Source organism: Flexivirga oryzae (assembly GCF_014190805.1).
GTDB lineage: Bacteria > Actinomycetota > Actinomycetes > Actinomycetales > Dermatophilaceae > Flexivirga > Flexivirga oryzae.
Genome location: NZ_JACHVQ010000001.1, coordinates 992,414 through 1,012,712 on the forward strand (window position 1 = coordinate 992,414; position 20,299 = coordinate 1,012,712).

The following is a 20,299-nucleotide window of genomic DNA, read 5'->3' on the forward strand; positions in this document are numbered from 1 at the left end:
ATCGAGACGGATGAGCAAGGATGTATGACGTGACCGCCGCCGACGAGCCGAGCCGCCCGACGCCGGTGTCCAGGGAGGACGCCGAGCGGATGGCCGACGAGGCCGTCACGCAGGAGCCACCCACCAAGGAGTGGTGGGACGACCCGCGCATGCCGTGGAAGGGCAAGCCCCGCCGGGCCGACATGTGGTGCATCGGGCTGATCATCGCCACGGGTGCCTACGGGATGCTCACCATCCCGGTGCGGCCGTGGATCCTCGGCAATTTCGGCGTGCCGGCACGGGACTACATCCTGGCCTGCTTCAGCGGTTCCAACATCGCCATGGTCGACATCGGCGCGTTGCTGCGGGTCGGCGAGCACCACCCGCTGTGGTGGGCGGCGATCATCGCGGCGTCGCTGACCTCGATCAAGTTCGACTGGCTGTGGTGGTGGGCCGGGCGCCTGTGGGGGCGCGGCGTGATCGACATGATCGCCTCGCGTTCCAAGTGGGCGGCGCGCACCGCGTACTACGCCGAGAGCATCGCGCGACGCTTCGGCGGCCCGGCGGTCTTCCTGGTGTGGTTCATCCCGCTACTGCCCAGCTCGATCGTCTACGCATTCGTCGGCGACGCCCGAATGTCGTTGCGGCGCTTCCTGTTCATCGACTTCCTCGCCGGTCTGGTCTACCGCGGGTTGTGGATGTATGCCGGCTACCAGATGGGGGAGCCGGCCAAGGACCTGGTCAATCAGCTGGCCAAGTACAGCCTCTATCTCACCGTCGCCGGCGTGATCGTCGTCTTCATCGGTGTCTTCCGGCAGCAGCGGCGGTTCTCCTCGCGCGAGGGCTGAGCGGCGCGCGGCGGCGGACCGTGCACAGGTCCCCCCGGTGGGGACTCCGGTACGGGTTTTGGCCTCCGGACCGTGCATAGGTCTCCCCGGTGGGGACTGCGGTACGCCGGGAGCCGGATTCGCGTGCATAGGTCTCCCCGGTGGGGACTGCGGTACGGGTTTTGGCCTCCGGGCCGTGCATAGCTCTCCACCGGTGGGGACTGCGGTACGCCGCGCGCCGCCATACCCGCGCACAGGTCCCCCCAGGGGAGCCCGAGCCCGACCCGACCCGACGGCGCGAGGACTCAGTCCGTGGGTATGTCGTTCACGCCGCCCTTGCCCGAGATCTCCTTGCGCTCGCGCGTCGCCGGCAGGTCCTGGAGCGGCTTGTCCGAGCCGACCTCGCCGCGCAGCGCGTCGAAGATCGCGACACCCTGTGCGGCCAGGCCGGAGATCATGTCGGACAGCCCGTCCGAGCCGTTGAGCATGGTGACCTTCGCACCGGCGAGCCCCTGCGCCGCCTTCTCGACGATCTGCGGCAACTGGTCGATCAGCGCCTGGTCGAGGGCCACCCGGTTGCTGCTCGCAGCGGCCTCCGCCTGGATGCGGGTCCGTTCGGCCTCGGCCTTGGCCATGATCCGCAGCTTCTCCGCGTCGGCCTGTGCCGGCTTGATCACCTCGGCGACCAGTTGTTCCTCACGCAGCGACGCCTGCCGCTGGGCCAGCTCGGTCTTGGCGTTGATGACCTCCTGCTGCGCCTGCGCCTCCGACAACGGGCCGGCCTGCGCCGCCTTGGCCTGCGCCGCCTGGGTCTCCGCCGCGAAGCCGGCCTGGGTGATCGCGGTGTCCCGCTGGTACTTGGCCTGCTGCCGCAACGACTCCTGCTGCGCCTCGGCGGCCGCCTGGTCGGCGCTCGCCTGGGCGATCTGCGCCTGCTGCTGGATCCGCGCGTTGTGCGGTGCGGCCATCGCCTTGATGTAGCCGAGGCCGCCGTCGTCGATGTTCTGGATCTGCAGTGCGTCGACGATCAGGCCCATCTTGGCCATCTCACCCTTGGAACCGTCGAGCACCTCGGTCGCGAGCTTCTGCCGCTCGGTGATGATCTCCTCGACCGTCATCGAGCCGATGATCGAGCGCAGGTGGCCGGCGAAGATGCGACCGGTCAGGGTGGGCATCTGGTGCTGGTCGGACAGGAACCGCTGCGCGGCGTTGACGATCGACTCGGTGTCGTTGCCGACCTTGGCCGCGATCACGGCCCGCACCGTCAGGGCGATGCCCTGCTTGGTGACGCACGGCTCCTCGACCTCGGCCTCGAAGAGGGACAACGTCAGGAACTGCACCTTGCGGAAGACCGGGATCACGAACGCCCCGTGGCCGGTCACCACCTTGAACGGCGCGGCGGCGGCCCCGCCTCGTCCACCGGAGATCAGCATCGCCTGATCGGCCTGCGGGACCCGATATCCAAACATGTTCGTCCTTCACTTTCCCCTGAGCGCCCGCCGGTCCGGCCGTCGGGTCGTCACACTGGAATACCACCGCACACCGAGCGCCGGGTGTGCGGGTTCGCCGGTGCGATGTGCGGTGCCTGCGTTTGGTTCCGTCAGAGCATCAGCAGCGGATCCTGGCGTTCGCCCCACGCGACGACGGTCACTTCGCGCCCGCCGAGGTCTTCCACGACATACACCTGCTGGTCCTTCGGCAACGGCACGGCCGAGTATGCCGTGAACGTCTCGCTGCCGCCCCGGATCGGCACCACCACCTCGCCCGGGCCGGCCTCGCCGCGGCTCGCCACCGTGAGGTAGCCGAGCCGGCCGATCGGGGAAGCGTGCGAGGTGTCCATAACGTGAGGATCGTATGACGTGCCACCGCCTTGCGCTCGTACCCTAATGACATGAGCACCACGATCGAGCACTCGCCGGCCGACACCGCGGCCCGCATCGAGGCCGCCGGCCGAGCCGGCCGAGCCGCCGCCAAGCGCCTCGCCGTCCTGACCCGCGCCGACAAGGACGCCGCCCTGGGCGCGCTCGCCGATGCCCTGCTCGCCGCCACCGACCGCATCGTGGCCGCCAACGACACCGACCTGCAACGCGGTCGCGAGAGTGGCATGGCCGAGGGGCTGCAGGACCGGCTGCGTCTGACGCCGGAGCGGGTCGCCGCGATCGCCGACGCGCTGCGGCAGCTGGCGGCGCTGCCCGACCCGGTGGGTGATGTCGTGCGCGGCTCCACCCTGGCCAACGGGTTGCAGCTGCGTCAGGTGCGGGTGCCGATGGGCGTGGTCGGCATGATCTACGAGTCACGGCCCAACGTGACCGTCGACGCGGCCGGGCTCGGCCTCAAGAGCGGCAACGCGATGATCCTGCGCGGAGGTTCCGCCGCCGCCGAGACCAACCGGGTGATCGTCGACGTGCTGCGGAAGGCGTTGGTGGAGCAGGGCATTCCCGCCGATGCGGTCCAGTTGCTGGACGGCGGACACGAGGACGTCGACGCGCTCATCACCGCGCGCGGGCTGGTCGACCTGGTGATCCCGCGGGGCAGCGACCGGTTGATCCAGGCCGTCGTGCAGGGCGCGACGGTGCCGGTCATCGAGACCGGCGTCGGCAACTGCCACGTCTACATCGACGCGGCGGCCGACCCGCAGCGTGCGGTCGCGATCGCGCTCAACTCCAAGACGCACCGGCCGAGCGTGTGCAACGCCGCCGAGTCGCTGCTCGTGCACCGTGACGTGGCGGATGCGGTCCTGCCCGCCCTGTACGACGCCCTCACGGCTGCCCACGTCGAGCTGCACACCGACGAGCGTGCGTCGGCGCTCGCGGAGAGCGGTGGCACGCCATACACACCGGCGACGGACGAGGACTTCGCCACCGAATACCTGGACCTGCAGCTGAGCGTCGCCGTGGTCGACGACCTGGACGCGGCCATCGCGCACATCGACCGCTACGGCTCCGGGCACACCGAGGTGATCGTGACCGAAGACCGTGGCGCGGCAAGGCGATTCGTCGCCGAGGTGGACGCCGCAGTCGTCGCCGTCAACGCGTCGTCGCGGTTCACCGACGGGGGAGAGTTCGGCTTCGGTGCCGAGATCGGCATCTCCACCCAGAAGCTGCACGCCCGCGGCCCGATGGGTCTGCAGGAGCTGACCAGCACCAAGTGGATCGTCGAGGGTGACGGCCAGATCAGGCGGTGATCGACAGGGTCGCGCCGTCGACCGGATGCGCTGGCGGGCGCCCGTCCGCGATGCGCTCGACCTCGTCGGCGGCCGCGTCGGCCAGCCGCGTCAGCTCCACCCCGAGCGACCCGGCGAGGTGCGGGGTCAGCAGGACGTTCGGGGCGTCGTAGAACGGATGGCCGGGCGGGAGCGTCCAGGGCGTGGTGACGTCGAGGATCGCGAAGATGTCGCCCTCGTGCACCCGGTCCACCAGCGCGTCCTGGTCGACGAGTTCGCCGCGGGCCGTGTTGATCAGCGTGGCGCCGGGCTGGAGGAGCCCGAGCGCCGCCCGATCGAGCAGATGACGGGTCTCGGGCAGCGAGGGCGCGTGCAGACTGACGATCTCACAGGTGGCGAGCAGCTCTGGCAACTCGGCGAGTTCGACCCCGAGGGCCTCAGCCTCAGCGCGGCGCAGGAACGGGTCGCTGACGACCACCTGCACGTCATACGGCCGAAGCAGCTGTATGACGTCGCGGCCGATCTTGGATGCGCCGATGATGCCGATCCGCTTGCCGTAGTTGCCCATTCGTGGGAACAGCGCGTCGGGTTCGAACGCTTCGCGTCGCTCGTGGAGCGCGCGGGCGATCTGCAGCACGTTCTTGCCGGCCAGCAGGATCATCGCCACCGTGTACTCCGCGACTGGCCGCGCGTTGGCGTCGGCCGCAGAGGTGACGAGGATGCCGCGCTCCCAACACGCATGTGTCACATGGTGTTTCACCGATCCGGCGGCGTGCACGATGGCGCGCAGTCGTGGTGCGAGGTCGAGGGTGGCGCTTCCGATCGGGGGTGTCCCCCAACCGGTCACGAACACCTCGGCGTCCACCAGCACGTGCCGGTCGGCAGGGTCGTCGAAGGTCTCGATCGGTGTCTCCCGGAGCAAGCGTCCTGCTCGGGCGATGCGGTCGATCTCGGCCGCGGTGAACGCGCGTCGGAAGGTGTGATCGGGCATGACGAAAGCGACGGCGGGCTGCACCGTTTCACCCTGCCACATCGTGCCCACCACCGATCCGGCCCCGCGCGCAGCGGCCCGGAGGCCGTAGGGTGACGTGTCGTGAACAGAGAGCGTCCGACCAGTGGTTCGGTCACGTTGTCCGATGTGGCGGCGCGGGCCGGCGTCTCTCTCGCCACCGCGTCCCGTGCGCTCAACGGCAGTGAACGCGTTGTCCGTCCGGAGCTGAGGGAGCGGGTCCGCGCGGCGGCGGAACGTCTGGGCTACACCGCCAACCAACAGGCACAGGCGGTCGCCCGCGGTGCGACCCGAACCGTCGGCGTGGTGCTCGGCGACATCGCCGACCCCTACTTCGCGGCCGTGGCCGCCGGCATCACGGAGGCGGCGGGGGAGCGTCAACTGGTGGTCACGATGGCGTCGGTGGGGGTCGAGGTCGACCGCGTCGTCGACTCGCTCTCCGTGTTGCGCGGAGGTCGGCCCCGGGCCGTGCTGATGACGGTCAGCCGACACACGGATCCGGCAGCGGACGGACGCATGGCCACCGAACTCGACCGCGTGCGTGCGTATGGCGGTGGGGTGGCCTTCCTCGGTGACGCACCGGACGGTTTCGTCGGCGTCCCGGTGGCGCACCGGGCGAACGCCGGGGCGCTCGCCGAGCAGTTGCTCGGCCTCGGTTACCGGGATACGGCCGTCCTCGCCGGGCCCGCTGAACTGCTGACCGCCGCCGAGCGTGCGATCGGTTTCCTGACCGGGATGGAGAAGGCAGGTTGCCCGGTCCCTCCAGCACGGCAACTTGCCGGTGCGCTGTCACGCGACGGCGGATTCGACGCGATGACAAGGCTTCTCGCGTCCGGGACACGGCCCGAGCTGGTTTTCGCGGTCACCGATGTGATGGCCGTCGGCGCGATGGCGGCGATCCGGAGTGCCGGTCTGGAGCCGGGCCGTGACATCGCGGTCGCCGGGTATGACGACATCGAGATGCTGCAGGACGTGACTCCGGGGCTGACCACGGTGTCGCTCCCGCTGCGCGACATCGGTCGCCGACTGTTGGATGTCGCGCTGGACGACGACACTGGAGGTGCGACCGAGCCGGTGCGTGGCACCGTCGTGCTGCGCGACAGCACGCCGCGCAGGCGCGCCTGAGCCCGGCGCCGACGAAAGGACACTCGCATGCCGTTCGCGTTCTCCACCCTCGGCTGTCCCGACCGCACCCTGCAGGAGGTGCTCGAGCTGGCGACGTCGCGTGGTGTCGACGGGCTGGAGTTGCGTGCGGCACCCGACGCCGTCGTCCACATCGGTCTGGACGACCAGCAGCGCACCGCGGTGCGCGAGCAGTGCGCGGCCGCGGGTGTGCAGGTGTTGGCGCTCGCCAGTTACCTGCGCGTGTGCGAGCTGGGCGACGACGAGGCTTTCGCGCGGGATGCCTCCGACCACCTGCGGCTCGCGTCCGACCTGGGTGCGAGCTACCTGCGGGTCTTCCCCGGGCCGGGTGGCGCCGGCGCCGAGGGTGACGAGCGCGCGGTGCTCCGACTCACCGAGATCGCTCCGCTCGCACATCAACTCGGTGTGCGGATCGGCCTGGAAACACACGATTCCCATCCACGGGGTGCGGACATCGCGGCGATCCTGTGGGCGCTGGACGAGCGTCTGCCGGAGCACGGGGTCGAGGTGATCTGGGACGCGCTGCACCCGTGGCGTGCGGGGGAGGACCCGGTCGACACGCTGCAGGCCGTGGCGCCCTGGCTCGGGTACGTGCAGATCAAGGACGCGGATGCCGGGCCGGACGGTGCTCTGCGTGCCGTGGGGAGAGGCGACCTTCCGCTGGACCGGATCGCGGCGGAGCTGCCCCATCGGGGGAGTCTGTGGTGGTCCCTGGAGTGGGAGAAGGTCTGGCACCCCGAGCTGGCGGAACTGCCGGAAGCGCTCGATGACGCGCTCGACTGGTACCGCCGAGCTGTGCTGCCGGGCTGAGTAGCGGTCGGAACTCTTGTCTATTGCGGTGGCTGGCTCTACGCTGGCGTGGGCGGAAAGCGCTTTCCGACATCGCCAACACCGAAAGTGAGCAGTCGTGTCGACCCAGACCCTCGGCATCATCATGAACGGCGCCTCCGGGCGCATGGGCTACCGCCAGCACCTCGTCCGGTCGATCCTGGCCATCCGGGACCAGGGTGGCGTGCTGCTCTCGGACGGCAGCCGGGTGCAGGTCGAGCCGCTGCTGGTCGGCCGCACGGAGGCCAAGCTGGCCGAGATCGCGAAGCGGCACGACATCGAGCACTACACGACCGATCTGGAAGCGGCGTTGGCCGATGAACGCTGGCCGATCTACGCCGACTTCCTGGTCACCAGCGCCCGGGTTCCCGCCATGCGCAGGGCGATTGCGGCTGGGAAAGCGATCTACACCGAGAAGCCGACGGCCGAGACCTACGCCGACGCACTCGAGCTCGCCCGGCTGGCTGACGCGGCCGGCATCAAGAACGGCGTCGTGCACGACAAGCTCTACCTGCCCGGGCTACGCAAGCTGCGCCGCCTGGTCGACTCCGGCTTCTTCGGCCAGATCCTCTCCGTCCGCGGCGAATTCGGCTACTGGGTGTTCGAGGGCGACTGGATGCCTGCGCAGCGGCCGAGCTGGAACTACCGCGCCGAGGACGGCGGCGGGATCGTCGTCGACATGTTCCCGCACTGGAACTACGTGCTGGAGAACCTTTTCGGCAGAGTCGAGTCCGTCTATGCGCGCACCACCACCGAGATCCCGCAGCGGGTGGACGAGAGCGGCGAGACCTACCGGGCGACCGCCGACGACGCGGCCTACGCGATCTTCGAGCTCGCCGGCGGGGTGACCGCACAGCTCAACTCCAGCTGGGTGACCCGGGTCAACCGCGACGAGCTCGTGGAGTTCCAGGTCGACGGCACCCACGGCAGCGCCGTCGTCGGGCTGTGGGGCTGCAAGATCCAGCACCGCAACGAGACCCCGCGACCCACCTGGAATCCGGACGTCCCGGACGGCCACGACTACCCGTCCGACTGGCACGAGGTGCCCGAGACGGAGGTCTTCGAGAACGGCTTCAAGGTGCAGTGGGAGGAGTTCATCCGCCACGTGGTCGAGGACACGCCGTTCCCGTACGACTTCCTGTCGGGGGCGCGCGGCGTGCTGCTGGCAGAGAAGGGCCTGGAGAGCGCCCGCGCGCAGCGGCGCATCGAGGTGCCTGAGGTGACGTTGTGAGCGACCTGCTGCTGCTCGATCCCGACGGTCGGACACACACCCAGCCGCTCCGGGACGTCGAGGCGGCGCCGGCGCCGTCCGGGCCGCTGCGCTCGAGAGTGGTGTATGCCGCCGCGCACGTCATACCCAACGCCCACGCGGACAACACCCCGGGTGCTGCCGCCGACCTCGACTGGGACGCGACGCTCGCGTTCCGGCACCACGTGTGGTCCCAGGGGCTCGGCGTCGCGGACGCGATGGACACCGCACAGCGCAACATGGGCCTGGACCCGGCCGCGACCCGCGAACTCATCCGTCGCAGCGCCGCCGAGGCGCAGTCGGCGCGCGCCTCGGTGGTGGTCGGAGTCAACACCGATCACGTGGACCACGAGGCGATTTCGCTCGACGAGGTGATCGACGCATACCTGCAGCAACTGCAGTTCACCGAGGACGCCGGTGCGGGCGTGGTGCTGATGGCATCGCGCCACCTGGCGCGGGCGGCGACCTCGCCGGCCGACTACGAGAAGGTCTACGGGGCAGTGCTGCAGCGCGCGGGAGCGCCGGTCATCCTGCACTGGCTGGGCGCCGCCTTCGACCCGGCGCTGGAGGGGTACTTCGGTGCGGGCGACGAGGCGGCTGCGACGCTGATCCGGATCATCGAGGCCCACCCCGACAAGGTCGCAGGCGTGAAGATGAGCCTGCTGGACGCGGCCGCGGAGCTCGACGTGCGCGCCCGGTTGCCGAGGACCGCGGCGATGTTCACCGGCGACGACCTCCACTACGTCGACCTCATTCGTGGCGACGGCACGGAGCAGCCCGGGCACTTCTCGCACTCGCTGCTGGGCGCGTTCGCGGCGGTCGCGCCACTCGCGGCCCGTGCGGTCCGCGCGCTCGACGACGGCGACACCGACGGTTACGAACGCATCCTGCGCCCCACCGAGGCGCTCTCGCGGCAGATCTTCGCCGCCCCGACCTTCTACTACAAGACCGGTGTGGCGTTCCTCAGCTGGCTGAACGGCCACCAGGCATCGCCGGCGATGGTCGGCGGACTGCACTCGGCACGCAGCCTGCCGCACCTGTCCGACATCGTGCGGCTGGCGAATGCCGCTGGTGCGCTGGAGGATCCGCAGCTCGCCGCCGATCGGTGGCATGCATTGCTGTCGCTGAACGGAGTCGTGAAATGAGTGCACACCCGCGCCTGTCCCTGAACCAGGCGACGATCAAGCACGCGTCGCTCGAGGAAGCGCTGCACGAGGCGACCGGGGCCGGCTACGAGAGCATCGGCCTGTGGCGGGAGCCGGTCGCCGACGTCGGGCTCGAGCGTGCCGCCCGTCTGGTGGCGGCGTCCGGGCTGCGCGTGTCGAGCCTGTGCCGCGGAGGTTTCTTCACCGCCGAGCCGGGGCAGGCGCAGCAGGAAGCGCTGGACGACAACCGGCGCGCCATCGAGGAGACCGCTGCGCTCGCCGCGGCGGGTGCCGACGGCTCACGGCCGGTGCTCGTCCTCGTGGCCGGTGGCATGCCGGGAGCGTCCAAGGACCTGGCGGGCGCGCGTGAGCGGGTCACCGAGGTCGTCGGCAACCTCGCGCCGTACGCGCAGGAAGCCGGGGTGACGCTCGCCGTCGAGCCCCTCCACCCGATCTTCGCGGCGGACCGTGCGGTCGTCTCGACCCTCGGGCAGGCGATCGACATCGCCGAGGCGGCCGGGCCGTCGGTCGGGGTCGTCGTCGACACCTACCACGTGTGGTGGGACCCGGAGGTGCTCGCGCAGATCGCCCGCGCCGGCGCTTCGGGACGCATCGCGAGCTACCAGGTGTGCGACTGGCTGACGCCCGTACCCGCCGACAATCTGCTGGGCCGGGGGCTGATGGGCGACGGGACGATCGACTTCACGCCGCTGACCCGGGCCGTCGTCGCAGCCGGTTACACGGGGGACATCGAGGTCGAGATCTTCAACCAGCAGCTCTGGGACGCGTCGTTCGCCGAGGTGGTGGCGCAGGTGTCCGCGCGCTTCGCGGAACTCATCGCTCCGGACCTGCCCGCGGCCCGGCCGGCGGAGGTGCGCGGCCGGTGAGGCCGCGCTCGTCATACCCGATAAGCTGTGCGGCATGACGTCGTCCTTGATCCAGTTCGCCGCAGACTCCGCTGTGCCCAAGCTGGAGGAGAACCACCTGCCGATGCCGCACTGGATGTATGGCGGGATCGCCATGCTCGTCTTCCTGCTCCTGCTCGGCATCTGCTGGACGTTCCGCAACACCGCGGCCGACCAGCAGCGGTCCGGCGATGAAGGGGAGACGGAGCACTGACCACCCGGCTGGGGGTGATGGGCGGCACGTTCGACCCCATTCACCACGGCCACCTGGTCGCCGCCAGTGAGGTGCAGGCCCGCCTCGGGCTGGACGAGGTCGTCTTCGTGCCGACCGGTCAGCCCTGGCAGAAGTCCGGCCGCGACGTCACACCGGCGGAGGACCGCTACCTGATGACGGTCATCGCGACGGCGTCCAACCCACGATTCACCGTCAGCCGGGTCGACATCGACCGTCCCGGCCCGACGTACACCCTGGACACCCTGACCGACCTGCGCCGGCAGCGGCCGGATGCCGAGTTGTTCTTCATCACCGGAGCCGACGCCCTGGCCCAGATCCTGTCCTGGCGCGGGGTCGACCAGATGTGGCCGCTCGCACATTTCATCGGCGTCACGCGGCCGGGTCACGTACTCTCCGATGACGGCCTGCCGCGCGAGCACGTGCAGCTGATGGAGGTGCCGGCCATGGCCATCAGCTCCACCAACTGCCGGCAGCGCGTCGTCGATGGCGAGCCGGTCTGGTACCTCGTGCCGGACGGCGTCGTCCAGTACATCGGTAAATATCAGCTCTACAAGCCGGATGCCGGCGAAGCGAACAGAAAGGCATGAAGTGACCGCGACCGCACGGGCCGTTGACCTGGCCAAGGCCGCAGCCGCTGCAGCGGAGGACAAACTCGCCACGTCGGTGCTCGCGATCGACGTCAGCGACCAACTGGCGCTGACCGACGTGTTCGTCGTGGCGTCGGGGGAGACCGACCGGCAGGTCGCCGCGATCGTGGACGCCGTCCTGGAGCGCCTCCACGAGCTCGGAGCCAAGCCGATCCGTCGCGAAGGAAATCGCGAAGACCGTTGGGTGCTCATCGATTTCGGCGACATCGTGGTCCACGTGCAGCACGACGAGGAGCGTGAGTTCTACGCGCTCGACCGGTTGTGGCGCGATTGCCCCACGATCGACCTCACCGCATGAGCGCCAGGGAGCAGCCCCGTCGCCTGCTCGTATGGCGCCACGGCGAGACCGCCCACAACGCGACCGGTCGGTGGCAGGGGCAGTTCGACGCGCCGTTGTCCGACCGTGGGCGCCGGCAGGCCGCCGATGCCGCGGAAGGGCTTGCGGCATACCGGCCCTCGCAGGTCGTTGCATCGGACCTGACGCGTGCGGCCGACACCGCGCGTGCGCTCGCCGAGTACGCCGAGCTGCCGCTGCGCTTCGACGCCCGCTTCCGCGAGATCAACGTCGGCCGGTGGGCCGGGCTGACCACGCCGGAGATCCGGGCGACCCAGGCGGAGGTCTTCGACCGCATCGCGGCCGGCGAGGACCTGCGTCGCGGCGAGACCGGTGAGACCGTCGCCGAAGTGGCTGCCCGGGTGCTGGCCGGGGTGCACGACCTGCTCGGCGACCTGCAGCCCGGCGAGACCGCGGTCATCGCCACCCACGGATTCGCCGGTCGCATCCTGTGCGCGGCGCTGGTCGGCATACCGCAGCAGGTCGCCCTGCACGCGCTGCAGGGGCTGAGCAACTGCCACTGGGCGCAGTTGGTCGAGCACGCCGGCGGCTGGCAGATCGCCGGCTGGAACCTCCGGCAGCAGGCGGATGTGCTGGCCGGGGCGAGGTCGCGATGAGGGGCACGGCCACCTCGCGACGGGGCAAGAAGGCGTCCAGGTTCGGGGAGCGCCGCACGTTCTCGCCCCGATGGCTGGCACGTGGCATGAGCCTCTACCCGCCGCTGCTGGGGGCCGGCATCCGGGTCGTGGAGTTCTCCGACGACTGGACCGTGTGCCGCACCGAGCTGCGGCTGAACCGGTTGAACCGCAACCAGCAGGGCACCGCGTTCGGCGGGTCGATCGGGTCGATGTCCGACGCGTTCTTCGCGTTGTTGCTGTGGAACCAGCTGGGCAAGGGTTACTACGTCTGGGACGTCAAGGCGGAGATCGACTACCTGAGTCCCGGCACGTCGACCGTGCACGGCCGCTTCGAGGTGCCCCGCGAGGTGGCGGAGCAGATCCGCGCCGAGGCCGAGTCCGGCCAGAAGGTGCTGCACTGGTTCGAGACCGACCTGCGCCTGGCCGACGGCACCGTCGTCGCACACGTCCGGCGGCAGGTCTACGTCCGCAAACGCGCCGACGCGGGCCGGTAGCAGACCAGCGCCGGCCGAGCCCCGCCCGGAGCACCCCGCAAAATGCGGTGGCCGAGTAGCGGAGGAGCGAAGCGGGGGAGCGTATCGAGGTCCCGCCCCACCCGAGACTCCTCAATCCCGTTGCCGCGCAAGCTCACTGAGCGCCTGCCGGTCCACCTTGTGCGCGGGCGTCAACGGCAGCGCCGTCACCGTCCGCACCTGGCGCGGTAGCAGCGCGTGCGCGACCCGGTCGCGCAGCCAGTGCACCACCTCGTCGGTGTCGAGCACGGTGCCCGGTTCGGCGACGACGAACGCGGCTAGGCGGTGGCCCAGCTCGGTATCCTCGACCGGGACGACCGCACAGTCACGCACGGCGCCGTGGGTGCGCAGCACCCGCTCGAGCTCCGCGGGCGCCACTGACACGCCACCGGATTGGGCGATGTCGTCACACCGTCCGTCCAGGTGCAGCAGTCCGGCTGCGTCCCGGTGGGCCAGGTCTCCGGTGGGGACCCATCCTCGCGCGATGGCCGCACGGTTGCGGACCTGCAGGCCGCCGATCACACCGTCCGCGGCTTCTGCCTGCTGACCGTCGACGACGCGGATCCGCACTCCCGGGATCGGCCGGCCGATCGTCCCCGGAGCGGTGCGCAGCATGTCGGGTGTCGCGAGCGCGCAGAACGCGCCCTCGCTGGTGCCGAACAGGTGGAAGAGCTGTGCGTCGGATCCCGTCCGGACGGCCTGCAGGAGGTCGGCGTCCAGCGGTGCGCTGCCGCTGACGACGGTGTGCACTCCGGTCAGTGCCCGTGCGTCGTCGGCGAGCAGCCGCCGTAACACGGTCGGGACGGCGACGAGCACTTCCGGCCGGTGGTTTCGGATGGTGCGACCAACGGTGCCCGGGTCGAACCGAGCGCTGAGGCGGGTGTTGGTCCCGAGCATCATGCCGGTGAGCAGCGCACCCAGGCCGAACCCGTGGTGCAACGGTGCAGCGATGTATGACGAGCCACCGCGGGCGAGTCCGACGTCGTCCACCAGCGCGCAGAACTGTGCCCACATGGTGGTTGCCGAGAGTCGGCGGCCCGCAGCCTTCGGCACGCCGGTGGTGCCGCCGGTGAGCACGACGAGGGTGTGCCCGTCGGGTCGGTGCGGGGGAGGAGCCCGCCGGATCAGCTGGAATCCGTCCGAGTCCCAGACGGTTTCGCCGAACGCGGATACCACGGCGGTGCCGAACAGCACCGACAGGTCGTGATCGACGGCGAGTTGTGCGACGGCCGGTGCGGGCTGTCGGGCGTCGACCGGCCACACGCTCAGCCGCAGGCGCGAGGCGGCGCACAACAGGGCGACTGCGTCGACGTCGTTCCCGATGAGCACACCCGCCCGCTCGCCAGGGTGGGTGGTGTCCCGGAGGCCGCGCGTGAGGTTCGCGACGCGTCGCGCGATGTCGGCATACGTCACCGACCTGGTGTCGTCGGTCACGGCAGGGCAAGATCCGTGACGCAGCGCGGCATAGCGCAGCGCCGCGTCGATCCCGTCGGACCGCGTCAACAGACCTGCGCCGAGCCCGGTGGCGGCGCGCGGAGTGAGCAGTCCGGCACGGCGCAGGACACGCAGCGACCGCCGGATCACGGGACGTGCTTCTGCCGGGTGCGCGCGTACCGGCGGTATGCCGCTTCCGTCGGGCCACGCAGGACCGACGCCAGGGTGGTGGCGGGGGTGGTCCACCAGGGTTGGTAGTTGCGCCGCCGGCGCACAAGGGTCGCGCCGATGATCTCGGCGGCTCGTTCCGGCGTCATTGCCGGAGCGTTCCGGTAAGCGGGGTTCGGGGCGATCATGTCTGTCCGGACCAACGGTAGGTAGACCGAACGGACTTGAATCCCAACGCTTTCCAGCTCCGGCGCAGTGCTGCGCAGCCACTGGTCGAAAGCGGCCTTGGAGGCCTGGTACGCAGCCCATCCGGGTGCCGGGGGAAGCAGGACATTGATCGCCGACACGTTCACGACGAACCCCTGCGACGCGCGCAGCGTCGGCGTCAGTCCGAGCACGAGTCGGGCTGGTGCCAGGTGGTTGACGGCGATGGTCCGCGCCACGTCGTCGGGGCGGTCGAGCGACTGCGCCAGCGGGCGATGGATCGAGATCCCGGCGTTGCTGATCAGGATGTCCAGGTCCGCCGCCGCCGGGTGGCGCAGCAGCGCCTCCAACTGTTCGGGGTCTCGCAGATCTGTGGGTATGACGGTCGCGTCGCGACCCTGCGCGCGAACCTCACCCGCCACCCGTTCGAGGCGATCGGTGTCGCGGGCGACCAGGACGACGTCGGCGCCCGCGCCGGCGAGCAGGCGGGTGGTCGCCGCTCCGATCCCGCGGCTCCCGCCGGTGATCAGCACCCGCCGGCCCGCAACGTGTGTTCGCAGGGTGTTCGGATCGAGCCGGACCGGCGGGAACAGCACACGTTCGAGCACCCCTGCGTCACCTCCCTGATCGCACTGTAGTGGCAGCAGTCACCAGCGGCGGGGGAGAATGCGGCCGGAAATTCAGCGGTGGCCGAGCCGGGGCGGGGGAGCGAAGCGGAGAATGCGGCCGGAAACCCAGCGGTGGCCGAGCAGGGGCGGGGGAGCGAAGCGGAGGAGGCCCGTGTCGAGGTCCCCGCGCACGCCGCGTCGGCATACACAGGACATCTGTTAACTTAGGCATACCTAATTTCGAGGAGATGTCTGAATGCCCCGCTCGCGCACGCCGCACGACCTGCACGTGGTCTCGACCGAGACGATCACCCCGCACCTGACCCGGGTGTGGTTCACCGGCCCGGGATTCGATGCCATCGCGGCGCGCACGCAGACCGACGCCTACGTCAAACTCGTCTTCCTCCGGGACGGGGTCGACTACCCGGAGCCGCTGGACCTGGGCGTCGTGCAGGAAACGCTTCCGCCCGAGGCGCAGCCGACGTTGCGAACCTACACCGTGCAGCAGGTCGACGATGAGAGCCGCCGGTTCGCCATCGATTTCGTCGTCCACGGCGACGAAGGCATCGCCGGTCCGTGGGCCGCGCGGGCGCAGGCGGGCGACAGGCTGCCGATGATGGGTCCCGGTGGTGGCTATTCGCCCAGCGCCGAGGCGGACTTCCACTTCTTGGTCGCTGACGAGACCGCGTTGCCGGCGGTCAGCGCGGCCCTGCGTGGCATGCCTGCCGGTGCCCGCGGGGTTGTGTATGCCGAGACCGGCGAGCCGTCCGACGAGGTGGCGTTGCCGCTGCCCGACGGTTTCGAGGTGCACTGGGTGCGCCGGGTCGGGGAGGACCACTCCCAGTTGCGGGACGCGGTGCTGGCGGCGCCGTGGCCGGACGGTGTCGTGCAGGTCTTCGCGCACGGCGAGGCCGAGGTGACCATGCGCGGCTTGCGGCCCTACTTCCGCAAGGAACGCGCGGTCCCCGCCTCGCTCGCCTCGATCTCCGGCTACTGGCGGCACGGCCGCTCCGAGGAGGCGTTCCGGACCTGGAAGCGCGAACTCGCGGCCGAGGACGAGGTGGCTCCGGTCGCCTGAACGCCCGCCGATTTGGTGCTCCGGACCGTCGCTGGCTAGAGTATGGCGGTCGCCGGTTATGCCGGTCCGACACCCTCCCGGGGCATTGGCGCAGTTGGTAGCGCGCTTCCATGGCATGGAAGAGGTCAGGGGTTCGAATCCCCTATGCTCCACCAAAAGACCGTCTTTCACACCCGCGTCACGGCGGACACGGGTGAGAAGGGCGGTTTTCTGTGCTCGGGTGAGGTCAGAGACGTCTGATGCGCGCTGCGCCTGTCGGGTTGCCCGACGGTACGCGGTGGCGGCTCGGCGGATGTTCGCGAGGGTCAGTGTCTGGTACGGCTGCTGAAGTTCGCCCTGGAGTTCGTCTTCTTCGCCGACCAGGATGCGTTCGAACATGGCTTGGTTGAACTGGCGCTTGGTGCGGTTTCCAGCGTTCTGGTAGGCGCTTGCGACGTTGGTGAGGTAGCTGAGCGCGTCTTCCAGGTGCTTGGTGGTCGTCTCGGTTGAGGCGGTGGAGCTGGTGAGCTGGCCGTTGAGGTAGGCCAGCTCGGAGCTGATCCGTGCCTGCTCTCGTCCGAGCAGTTCGAGAGGAACGGCACCCCCGTAATGGGCTTGGAGCAGCTTGAGGCGCTGTCCTTCGAGTGCACGTATCTTGCCTTTGGTGCGGCGCTCTTCCTCGGCGCTGTTGGCCAGGATGCGCTCGATCTCGTCCTTGAGGTAGTCCTGTATGGCGCTTGCTTCGTCTGCGGTGAGGTGGTTGTCGGGGTGTTCGTAGAGCGCTTCGACGCGTTGCTCGATCTTCTCGATGCGCTGGGCCTTCTGGCGGCAGGCGGTGCGCTTCTGGTGGCGCCCGACACAGACGAAGTAAGGGTACGAGGTGCCGTGCCGGTTGGTGTTGACCGATACGACCATCCGAGACTCACACTGCAGGCACCACAAGCTGGACTTCAGGAAGTGCGGGTGAGCACGCGATTTCTCGCCGTCGTGGGCTCGAGAGCGAAGAATTGCTTGTACGCGGTTGAAGGTGTCCTCGGAGACGAGCGCGTCGTGCTGCCCGTCGTATTCGACCCCGTTGTAGACGATTTTGCCGAGGTAGTAACGGTTGCGCAGGCACTTGTGCAGGTGGCTCCTGGTGAGGGGCTTGGACGCCCACTGGGCACTCGGCAACGTGGTCAGTCCGCGTCGTTCGAGTTCATCTCGCATCGTGATGATAGTCCAGTTGCCGGTGGCGTAGGCCTCGAATGCCCAGCGCATCAGGGGGCCGCGCTCAGCATCTACCTCAACGTAGCGACGTTCGATACCGTTCAGGAACTCGCGCTTGTTGATGTAGCCGGTCGGTGCGCGGCCGTTGGTGCCGCCGGTGATGGCCTTCTGGTTGCGTCCCTTCTTGACTTCCTGGGAGAGGTTGTCGGAGTAGAACTGGTTGATCGATCCCAGGATGCCGTGAGTGAGTTTGCCAGCGGGAGTCTCGTCGATGTTCTCCATGACGGAGACGAGCTTGACCCCGGCCGTTTCGATGGCGAGCGTGATCATGACGTCGTCGGCTCGGTTGCGTGCTAGCCGGTCAAGTTTGTGCACGATGATGAACTCGGGTGGATCGATCTCGAGGCGGCGGAGCATCTCTTGAAGGGCCGGGCGGTTGGTGTTGCGACCGGTTTCCCCAGGTTCAGGGAACTCCTCGGTGATGACCGCACCAAGCGCTTCTGCTTTTCGAGTGTTGGCGGCCCGTTGTGCCGGGATGGACAAGCCCTCCGGCTCGCCACCCTTTGACGCTTGCCTGGCTGTGGAGACTCGCAGGTATGTCCAGGCGGTGCCTGGCTTCGGGGCTGGTCGGGCGATTTTTCGTGAGCTCATCTGGTAGGGGCTTTCTGATAGTTAGCGGAGCGAATCGGTCGAGTTCGAGGTAGTGCGCAGCGTGGGGTTGGTTCGGTCAGTCCGAGCTGGGCGAGGCGAACGGAGATTGCGCGGATTGATACATCGAACAGCCACGACAGGTCTTCGGGGGATTGGACTCGGTTACCCCAGGCGCGCAGCATGAGCCGCTTGGGCATGAGGACGCAGCCAGCAAAGTAGTCAGCGACTTGCTCGGCTTGCCGGTCAGCGCTGGTAAATCGGCTACCGGTGTAGAGGTAGCTGGTTGAGCCGTGGTCGATGATGTGTTTGTACTCGTGGATCAGCGAGAAGCGCTGGCGAGCCTCGGACTCGCCACTGTTGATGCCGATGACCCATCCGCTGTTGTCTCGATCCCAGTAGCTGACGCCGGAGGTGGGTAACGGGCGGCGTTCGATGCGGATGCGTGGCAGTTCGCTGATGGATTCGACGGGAAACGATTCGTCGTCGGTGGCAGCGATGAGTTCGCGCAGTCGTGCCGCTTGCAGTTCGGCGATGCGCAGTGCTTCGGCGAAGGTGCAAGGACGGGTAGGGGTGAGCGAGCGGAGGCGTTTGAGCACGCTCGGCTGCATGGTGGTCAGGGGTGTTCGGGTTGGTGCGTTTTGCATGGCGTGTGCCTCCTTTCGTTTAGTGACTGATCTGTGTGGGTGTTACTGTTCGTCTTCGCCTGATGCCGGACCGGACAGGTCGTGTTGGGTGGCGAGCTTCGCTACAAACGCCTCGATCTCATCCAGTGCTTCCGGACTCATCGTGCGGTACTTGGCTCGCATATATGGCCGCAACCCGGGCAGCCCTTTCGGCAGTGGATACCCGGCAAGCGCGAAGACGTCGGCGAGGGGAGCTTTCAGCACTTCAGCGATCCGCTGCAACGTGTCCGGAGCCGGACTACGTATTTGGCCGTTCTCGATCCGGACGACTTGTGACTGAATGACCCCAGCCTTCTCGCTGACGTCGTAAGTCGACAGCCTCGCCTCGTGCCGCTTCCGCTTGAAGTACGTGCCAAGTTCGGCCGCTCGTTCCAGATTCATATATTCTCCTTTTCTACCTCCCATTATATTCCTTTCAATGCAGAGTTGCATCGAAAATGTGTTGTAGAAAAGTCGAGAACGTTTATGGGAGGACGGCCTTTCTTTAAGAATACCGAAACGCTACGTGCGGTGTAACCGTTCGTTCACCCGACAGGACCAGATGGTCGGGCCGGACGTAGGCAGTCTGGCCGGGCAGATGCGACGTAGCGAGTGGTGCATCGCGTCGAGCCTGTCGGTGCCTGGCTTTAGCGTGATGTGCGTCACGTCCGGCTGGTTCAGGAGGCCGGACCTTCCAGAGTGGAGCGGAGCAGTGATCTCGTTTTTGGAGACGGCCCTGACGGGCCGGTGGGGCGGGGTGGTGACGGGCGGAGTCTTCTTCGTGCTGTCCTGTCTCTTCGCGGTCGGGCTTAACTGGCACGCAGCCCGACAGGACCGCGTACGAGCCAAGCATCCGACTGATCGGGGCCAGCACAACAACGCCAACAGTCACATCAACGGCAACGGCAACACCGTTGATATCCGCCAGTCGAACTGGCATCAGGACAACCGGGTCTACGTCCAGCCACCTCAGGGCGGCGGCGACAGCGATGCAGTGTGGGGGTATCTGTTGGTAGCGATGGTCGCCGGGATCGCCGTCTGTGTGGGCGCCGCGCTGGTCGGTGCCCAGCCGTTGCGCCTGATCGGCGGTGCGGCCATCGGCAGCACTGTTGGCATCCTGGTGATCGTGGCGTGGCTGAGCAGGCAGCGTGGTCCGAAACTGACCGCAGGTTTCGCGGTGCTGGGTGCGGCGCTGCTGTATGCCTCCAGCATGCTGCTGGACGACGCTCGCATCGACGGACAGAGCCTGGCGGACGTGCGCCAGGCTCTGCCGGGCGGTGGGTTGATCACGAAGTGGAGCGCGATGACGGATGCCGGTCGCTGGCTCTCGGGCGACGCGGCGGCGGTGTTGCTGGCAGCGGTGCTGGCGGCCACCATTATCGTGTTCGTGGCGTTGCGGGCACTGGCGATGACTCTGCACGAGTCGCACACGCCGACTGGGCTGACGCATCGTCTGTCGCCCGCCGCGAAGTCCCGGGCAGCGATCGTTGCGATGCTGTGTGTCACCGTTCTCACGTTGACGCTCGCCTCTGGGACCCCGGCCATGTGGCTGCGTGACCACGCCCAGACGCAGGTCAACGCCAACAGGTAGCAACGCAAGATCTGGTGCTGCGGTACAGATGGTCCGCTTGAGCATGGGAATGACATTCGGGTTGAGGGTCGGAGTCAGGGAGCACGTGGTGCTCAACCTGACTC

At 68.7% G+C, this 20,299-nt stretch carries 21 protein-coding genes, 1 tRNA gene and 1 pseudogene; 15 read left to right on the forward strand and 8 right to left on the reverse strand.

Features of this window, described 5'->3' with window-relative positions:
• The first annotated feature begins 20 nt into the window (after positions 1 to 20).
• On the forward strand, positions 21 to 827 hold the full coding sequence (locus FHU39_RS04520) for a DedA family protein (RefSeq protein ID WP_221185127.1): 807 nt from the start codon (positions 21 to 23) through the stop codon (positions 825 to 827).
• A gap of 284 nt (positions 828 to 1,111) precedes the next feature.
• On the opposite strand, the gene FHU39_RS04525 is transcribed toward FHU39_RS04520, so the two are convergent.
• On the reverse strand, positions 1,112 to 2,275 hold the full coding sequence (locus FHU39_RS04525) for an SPFH domain-containing protein (protein WP_183319260.1): 1,164 nt from the start codon (positions 2,273 to 2,275) through the stop codon (positions 1,112 to 1,114).
• 131 nt (positions 2,276 to 2,406) lie between these two features.
• Positions 2,407 to 2,646 (reverse strand): hypothetical protein, encoded by a 240-nt coding sequence (locus FHU39_RS04530; RefSeq protein WP_183319261.1) that lies wholly within the window; start codon positions 2,644 to 2,646, stop codon positions 2,407 to 2,409.
• A gap of 51 nt (positions 2,647 to 2,697) precedes the next feature.
• Here FHU39_RS04530 and FHU39_RS04535 point away from each other — a divergent pair, with 51 nt between their 5' ends.
• Complete coding sequence (locus FHU39_RS04535) at positions 2,698 to 3,990, forward strand: glutamate-5-semialdehyde dehydrogenase (RefSeq protein ID WP_183319262.1); 1,293 nt, start codon at positions 2,698 to 2,700, stop codon at positions 3,988 to 3,990.
• Here FHU39_RS04535 and FHU39_RS04540 read toward each other — a convergent pair.
• Positions 3,980 to 5,002, reverse strand: a complete 1,023-nt coding sequence (locus FHU39_RS04540) for a hydroxyacid dehydrogenase (RefSeq protein ID WP_246336161.1) — start codon at positions 5,000 to 5,002, stop codon at positions 3,980 to 3,982. The genes FHU39_RS04535 and FHU39_RS04540 overlap by 11 nt on opposite strands.
• A 60-nt stretch (positions 5,003 to 5,062) precedes the next feature.
• On the opposite strand from FHU39_RS04540, the gene FHU39_RS04545 reads away from it, so the two are divergent.
• From FHU39_RS04545 to FHU39_RS04590, 10 genes are all read left to right on the forward strand, one after another.
• Positions 5,063 to 6,103: a substrate-binding domain-containing protein gene (locus FHU39_RS04545; RefSeq protein WP_183319264.1), complete on the forward strand. Its 1,041-nt coding sequence runs from the start codon at positions 5,063 to 5,065 to the stop codon at positions 6,101 to 6,103.
• Positions 6,104 to 6,130: 27 nt separating this feature from the next.
• Complete coding sequence (locus tag FHU39_RS04550; protein WP_183319265.1) at positions 6,131 to 6,931, forward strand: sugar phosphate isomerase/epimerase family protein; 801 nt, start codon at positions 6,131 to 6,133, stop codon at positions 6,929 to 6,931.
• A 124-nt stretch (positions 6,932 to 7,055) separates the two neighbouring features.
• Positions 7,056 to 8,180 (forward strand): Gfo/Idh/MocA family protein, encoded by a 1,125-nt coding sequence (locus FHU39_RS04555; RefSeq protein ID WP_183320889.1) that lies wholly within the window; start codon positions 7,056 to 7,058, stop codon positions 8,178 to 8,180.
• Positions 8,177 to 9,343 (forward strand): DUF993 family protein, encoded by a 1,167-nt coding sequence (locus FHU39_RS04560; RefSeq protein ID WP_183319266.1) that lies wholly within the window; start codon positions 8,177 to 8,179, stop codon positions 9,341 to 9,343. The genes FHU39_RS04555 and FHU39_RS04560 overlap by 4 nt, the downstream gene beginning before the upstream one ends.
• A complete protein-coding gene (locus tag FHU39_RS04565; RefSeq protein ID WP_183319267.1) occupies positions 9,340 to 10,230 on the forward strand; it encodes a sugar phosphate isomerase/epimerase family protein in 891 nt (296 codons plus the stop codon). Before FHU39_RS04560 ends, FHU39_RS04565 begins: the two co-directional genes overlap by 4 nt.
• Before the next feature lie 34 nt (positions 10,231 to 10,264).
• Positions 10,265 to 10,462: a hypothetical protein gene (locus FHU39_RS04570; RefSeq protein WP_183319268.1), complete on the forward strand. Its 198-nt coding sequence runs from the start codon at positions 10,265 to 10,267 to the stop codon at positions 10,460 to 10,462.
• A complete protein-coding gene (gene nadD, locus FHU39_RS04575) occupies positions 10,459 to 11,070 on the forward strand; it encodes a nicotinate-nucleotide adenylyltransferase (protein ID WP_281379652.1) in 612 nt (203 codons plus the stop codon). Before FHU39_RS04570 ends, nadD begins: the two co-directional genes overlap by 4 nt.
• A gap of 1 nt (position 11,071) precedes the next feature.
• Positions 11,072 to 11,428 carry a ribosome silencing factor gene (gene rsfS, locus FHU39_RS04580; RefSeq protein WP_183319270.1) on the forward strand — a complete coding sequence of 119 codons (357 nt, stop codon included), beginning with the start codon at positions 11,072 to 11,074 and terminating at the stop codon, positions 11,426 to 11,428.
• The gene (locus FHU39_RS04585) at positions 11,425 to 12,081 is read left to right on the forward strand and encodes a histidine phosphatase family protein (protein WP_183319271.1); all 657 of its coding nucleotides are present in this window, start codon (positions 11,425 to 11,427) and stop codon (positions 12,079 to 12,081) included. Before rsfS ends, FHU39_RS04585 begins: the two co-directional genes overlap by 4 nt.
• Positions 12,078 to 12,596 (forward strand): DUF4442 domain-containing protein, encoded by a 519-nt coding sequence (locus tag FHU39_RS04590; RefSeq protein ID WP_183319272.1) that lies wholly within the window; start codon positions 12,078 to 12,080, stop codon positions 12,594 to 12,596. Before FHU39_RS04585 ends, FHU39_RS04590 begins: the two co-directional genes overlap by 4 nt.
• Positions 12,597 to 12,707: 111 nt before the next feature.
• On the opposite strand, the gene FHU39_RS04595 is transcribed toward FHU39_RS04590, so the two are convergent.
• Positions 12,708 to 14,198, reverse strand: coding sequence for an AMP-binding protein (locus FHU39_RS04595; protein WP_183319273.1), 1,491 nt, complete (start codon positions 14,196 to 14,198; stop codon positions 12,708 to 12,710).
• Positions 14,195 to 15,028 carry an SDR family NAD(P)-dependent oxidoreductase gene (locus tag FHU39_RS04600; RefSeq protein WP_221185129.1) on the reverse strand — a complete coding sequence of 278 codons (834 nt, stop codon included), beginning with the start codon at positions 15,026 to 15,028 and terminating at the stop codon, positions 14,195 to 14,197. The genes FHU39_RS04595 and FHU39_RS04600 overlap by 4 nt, the downstream gene beginning before the upstream one ends.
• Positions 15,029 to 15,284: 256 nt before the next feature.
• Here FHU39_RS04600 and FHU39_RS04605 point away from each other — a divergent pair, with 256 nt between their 5' ends.
• Both FHU39_RS04605 and FHU39_RS04610 read left to right on the forward strand, forming a co-directional pair.
• The gene (locus FHU39_RS04605) at positions 15,285 to 16,106 is read left to right on the forward strand and encodes a siderophore-interacting protein (RefSeq protein ID WP_183319274.1); all 822 of its coding nucleotides are present in this window, start codon (positions 15,285 to 15,287) and stop codon (positions 16,104 to 16,106) included.
• Positions 16,107 to 16,185: 79 nt separating this feature from the next.
• Positions 16,186 to 16,261 (forward strand) — tRNA-Ala (locus FHU39_RS04610).
• A gap of 664 nt (positions 16,262 to 16,925) precedes the next feature.
• On the opposite strand, the pseudogene FHU39_RS25175 reads toward FHU39_RS04610, so the two are convergent.
• From FHU39_RS25175 to FHU39_RS04635, 3 genes and pseudogenes are all read right to left on the reverse strand, one after another.
• A pseudogene (locus FHU39_RS25175) lies at positions 16,926 to 17,942 on the reverse strand (recombinase family protein); the annotation flags it as partial.
• Positions 17,939 to 18,586: an ImmA/IrrE family metallo-endopeptidase gene (locus FHU39_RS04630; RefSeq protein ID WP_183319275.1), complete on the reverse strand. Its 648-nt coding sequence runs from the start codon at positions 18,584 to 18,586 to the stop codon at positions 17,939 to 17,941. The gene FHU39_RS04630 and the pseudogene FHU39_RS25175, both read right to left, overlap by 4 nt.
• A 42-nt stretch (positions 18,587 to 18,628) precedes the next feature.
• Entirely contained in the window at positions 18,629 to 19,006 is a 378-nt protein-coding gene (locus tag FHU39_RS04635; RefSeq protein WP_183319276.1) for a helix-turn-helix domain-containing protein, read from the reverse strand.
• Between the two features lie 196 nt (positions 19,007 to 19,202).
• Here FHU39_RS04635 and FHU39_RS04640 point away from each other — a divergent pair, with 196 nt between their 5' ends.
• Positions 19,203 to 20,195, forward strand: a complete 993-nt coding sequence (locus FHU39_RS04640) for a hypothetical protein (RefSeq protein ID WP_183319277.1) — start codon at positions 19,203 to 19,205, stop codon at positions 20,193 to 20,195.
• The last annotated feature ends 104 nt before the right edge of the window (positions 20,196 to 20,299 follow it).

Bases quoted from the DNA above. Each gene is read 5' to 3' on its own strand.
- FHU39_RS04520 (WP_221185127.1), top strand. From the start codon at position 21: ATGTATGACGTGACCGCCGCCGACGAGCCGAGCCGCCCGACGCCGGTG.
- FHU39_RS04525 (WP_183319260.1), bottom strand. From the start codon at position 2,275: ATGTTTGGATATCGGGTCCCGCAGGCCGATCAGGCGATGCTGATCTCC.
- FHU39_RS04530 (WP_183319261.1), bottom strand. From the start codon at position 2,646: ATGGACACCTCGCACGCTTCCCCGATCGGCCGGCTCGGCTACCTCACG.
- FHU39_RS04535 (WP_183319262.1), top strand. From the start codon at position 2,698: ATGAGCACCACGATCGAGCACTCGCCGGCCGACACCGCGGCCCGCATC.
- FHU39_RS04540 (WP_246336161.1), bottom strand. From the start codon at position 5,002: ATGTGGCAGGGTGAAACGGTGCAGCCCGCCGTCGCTTTCGTCATGCCC.
- FHU39_RS04550 (WP_183319265.1), top strand. From the start codon at position 6,131: ATGCCGTTCGCGTTCTCCACCCTCGGCTGTCCCGACCGCACCCTGCAG.
- FHU39_RS04555 (WP_183320889.1), top strand. From the start codon at position 7,056: ATGAACGGCGCCTCCGGGCGCATGGGCTACCGCCAGCACCTCGTCCGG.
- FHU39_RS04565 (WP_183319267.1), top strand. From the start codon at position 9,340: ATGAGTGCACACCCGCGCCTGTCCCTGAACCAGGCGACGATCAAGCAC.
- FHU39_RS04570 (WP_183319268.1), top strand. From the start codon at position 10,265: ATGACGTCGTCCTTGATCCAGTTCGCCGCAGACTCCGCTGTGCCCAAG.
- FHU39_RS04585 (WP_183319271.1), top strand. From the start codon at position 11,425: ATGAGCGCCAGGGAGCAGCCCCGTCGCCTGCTCGTATGGCGCCACGGC.
- FHU39_RS04590 (WP_183319272.1), top strand. From the start codon at position 12,078: ATGAGGGGCACGGCCACCTCGCGACGGGGCAAGAAGGCGTCCAGGTTC.
- FHU39_RS04605 (WP_183319274.1), top strand. From the start codon at position 15,285: ATGCCCCGCTCGCGCACGCCGCACGACCTGCACGTGGTCTCGACCGAG.
- FHU39_RS04630 (WP_183319275.1), bottom strand. From the start codon at position 18,586: ATGCAAAACGCACCAACCCGAACACCCCTGACCACCATGCAGCCGAGC.
- FHU39_RS04635 (WP_183319276.1), bottom strand. From the start codon at position 19,006: ATGAATCTGGAACGAGCGGCCGAACTTGGCACGTACTTCAAGCGGAAG.
- FHU39_RS04640 (WP_183319277.1), top strand. From the start codon at position 19,203: ATGCGACGTAGCGAGTGGTGCATCGCGTCGAGCCTGTCGGTGCCTGGC.